This is a genomic window from Pseudomonas sp. MF08875 (assembly GCF_059862525.1).
The window spans coordinates 1-3,245 of record NZ_JCBCUW010000100.1 but is presented as its reverse complement, the minus strand read 5'-3'; the positions used below and the strand labels follow the sequence as shown (position 1 = coordinate 3,245).

Annotated in this window: 2 rRNA genes; both read right to left on the bottom strand. The window is 51.7% G+C overall.

What is annotated here, in order from left to right:
- Nucleotides 1–46: 46 nt before the first annotated feature.
- Nucleotides 47–162: ribosomal RNA gene (rrf, locus tag AC19YT_RS27975) — 5S ribosomal RNA — on the bottom strand.
- Nucleotides 163–325: 163 nt separating this feature from the next.
- Nucleotides 326–3,217: ribosomal RNA gene (locus AC19YT_RS27970) — 23S ribosomal RNA — on the bottom strand.
- Nucleotides 3,218–3,245 lie beyond the last annotated feature (28 nt).

The following is a 3,245-nucleotide window of genomic DNA, read 5'->3' as shown; positions in this document are numbered from 1 at the left end:
AAAACAAAACCCCATCTGCTTTCGCAAATGGGGTTTCGGAATTTAATCTTGACGATGACCTACTCTCACATGGGGAAACCCCACACTACCATCGGCGATGCATCGTTTCACTGCTGAGTTCGGGATGGGATCAGGTGGTTCCAATGCTCTATGGTCGTCAAGAAATTCGGGTACTGAGTCGTGGCCTGTAGGCCTCGCTTCAGCAAATTGGGTATGTGACAGCTTGGTGTTTTGTGAGTGCGCAAACTTTCGGTTCTTTCGTCTTCACACACCGCAATCTGGTTGCTCTGGGTGAGAGAGCTGACGCAAATTGCTTGGGTGTTATATGGTCAAGCCTCACGGGCAATTAGTATTGGTTAGCTCAACGCCTCACAGCGCTTACACACCCAACCTATCAACGTCGTAGTCTTCGACGGCCCTTCAGGGAACTCAAGGTTCCAGTGAGATCTCATCTTGAGGCAAGTTTCCCGCTTAGATGCTTTCAGCGGTTATCTTTCCCGAACATAGCTACCCGGCAATGCCACTGGCGTGACAACCGGAACACCAGAGGTTCGTCCACTCCGGTCCTCTCGTACTAGGAGCAGCCCCTCTCAAATCTCAAACGTCCACGGCAGATAGGGACCGAACTGTCTCACGACGTTCTAAACCCAGCTCGCGTACCACTTTAAATGGCGAACAGCCATACCCTTGGGACCGGCTTCAGCCCCAGGATGTGATGAGCCGACATCGAGGTGCCAAACACCGCCGTCGATATGAACTCTTGGGCGGTATCAGCCTGTTATCCCCGGAGTACCTTTTATCCGTTGAGCGATGGCCCTTCCATACAGAACCACCGGATCACTAAGACCTACTTTCGTACCTGCTCGACGTGTCTGTCTCGCAGTCAAGCGCGCTTTTGCCTTTATACTCTACGACCGATTTCCGACCGGTCTGAGCGCACCTTCGTACTCCTCCGTTACTCTTTAGGAGGAGACCGCCCCAGTCAAACTACCCACCATACACTGTCCTCGATCCGGATAACGGACCTGAGTTAGAACCTCAAAGTTGCCAGGGTGGTATTTCAAGGTTGGCTCCACGCGAACTGGCGTCCACGCTTCAAAGCCTCCCACCTATCCTACACAAGCAAATTCAAAGTCCAGTGCAAAGCTATAGTAAAGGTTCACGGGGTCTTTCCGTCTAGCCGCGGATACACTGCATCTTCACAGCGATTTCAATTTCACTGAGTCTCGGGTGGAGACAGCGCCGCCATCGTTACGCCATTCGTGCAGGTCGGAACTTACCCGACAAGGAATTTCGCTACCTTAGGACCGTTATAGTTACGGCCGCCGTTTACCGGGGCTTCGATCAAGAGCTTCGCGTTAGCTAACCCCATCAATTAACCTTCCGGCACCGGGCAGGCGTCACACCCTATACGTCCACTTTCGTGTTTGCAGAGTGCTGTGTTTTTAATAAACAGTCGCAGCGGCCTGGTATCTTCGACCGGCATGAGCTTACGGAGCAAGTCCTTCACCCTCACCGGCGCACCTTCTCCCGAAGTTACGGTGCCATTTTGCCTAGTTCCTTCACCCGAGTTCTCTCAAGCGCCTTGGTATTCTCTACCCAACCACCTGTGTCGGTTTGGGGTACGGTTCCTGGTTACCTGAAGCTTAGAAGCTTTTCTTGGAAGCATGGCATCAACCACTTCGTGTTCTAAAAGAACACTCGTCATCAGCTCTCGGCCTTAGAATCCCGGATTTACCTAAGATTCCAGCCTACCACCTTAAACTTGGACAACCAACGCCAAGCTGGCCTAGCCTTCTCCGTCCCTCCATCGCAATAACCAGAAGTACAGGAATATTAACCTGTTTTCCATCGACTACGCTTTTCAGCCTCGCCTTAGGGACCGACTAACCCTGCGTCGATTAACGTTGCGCAGGAAACCTTGGTCTTTCGGCGTGGGTGTTTTTCACACCCATTGTCGTTACTCATGTCAGCATTCGCACTTCTGATACCTCCAGCAAGCTTCTCAACTCACCTTCACAGGCTTACAGAACGCTCCTCTACCGCATCACCTAAGTGATACCCGTAGCTTCGGTGTATGGTTTGAGCCCCGTTACATCTTCCGCGCAGGCCGACTCGACTAGTGAGCTATTACGCTTTCTTTAAAGGGTGGCTGCTTCTAAGCCAACCTCCTAGCTGTCTAAGCCTTCCCACATCGTTTCCCACTTAACCATAACTTTGGGACCTTAGCTGACGGTCTGGGTTGTTTCCCTTTTCACGACGGACGTTAGCACCCGCCGTGTGTCTCCCATGCTCGGCACTTGTAGGTATTCGGAGTTTGCATCGGTTTGGTAAGTCGGGATGACCCCCTAGCCGAAACAGTGCTCTACCCCCTACAGTGATACATGAGGCGCTACCTAAATAGCTTTCGAGGAGAACCAGCTATCTCCGAGCTTGATTAGCCTTTCACTCCGATCCACAGGTCATCCGCTAACTTTTCAACGGTAGTCGGTTCGGTCCTCCAGTTAGTGTTACCCAACCTTCAACCTGCCCATGGATAGATCGCCCGGTTTCGGGTCTATTCCCAGCGACTAGACGCCCTATTAAGACTCGCTTTCGCTACGCCTCCCCTATTCGGTTAAGCTCGCCACTGAAAATAAGTCGCTGACCCATTATACAAAAGGTACGCAGTCACCCAACAAAGTGGGCTCCCACTGCTTGTACGCATACGGTTTCAGGATCTATTTCACTCCCCTCTCCGGGGTTCTTTTCGCCTTTCCCTCACGGTACTAGTTCACTATCGGTCAGTCAGTAGTATTTAGCCTTGGAGGATGGTCCCCCCATATTCAGACAAGGTTTCTCGTGCCCCGTCCTACTCGATTTCACGGTAAAGAGATTTTCGCGTACAGGGCTATCACCCACTATGGCCGCACTTTCCAGAGCGTTCCGCTAATCTCAAAACCGCTTAAGGGCTAGTCCCCGTTCGCTCGCCACTACTAAGGGAATCTCGGTTGATTTCTTTTCCTCAGGGTACTTAGATGTTTCAGTTCCCCTGGTTCGCCTCTTGCACCTATGTATTCAGTACAAGATAACCATCTTATGATGGCTGGGTTCCCCCATTCAGACATCTCCGGATCAAAGTCTGTTTGCCGACTCCCCGAAGCTTTTCGCAGGCTACCACGTCTTTCATCGCCTCTGACTGCCAAGGCATCCACCGTATGCGCTTCTTCACTTGACCATATAACCCCAAGCAATCTGGTTATACT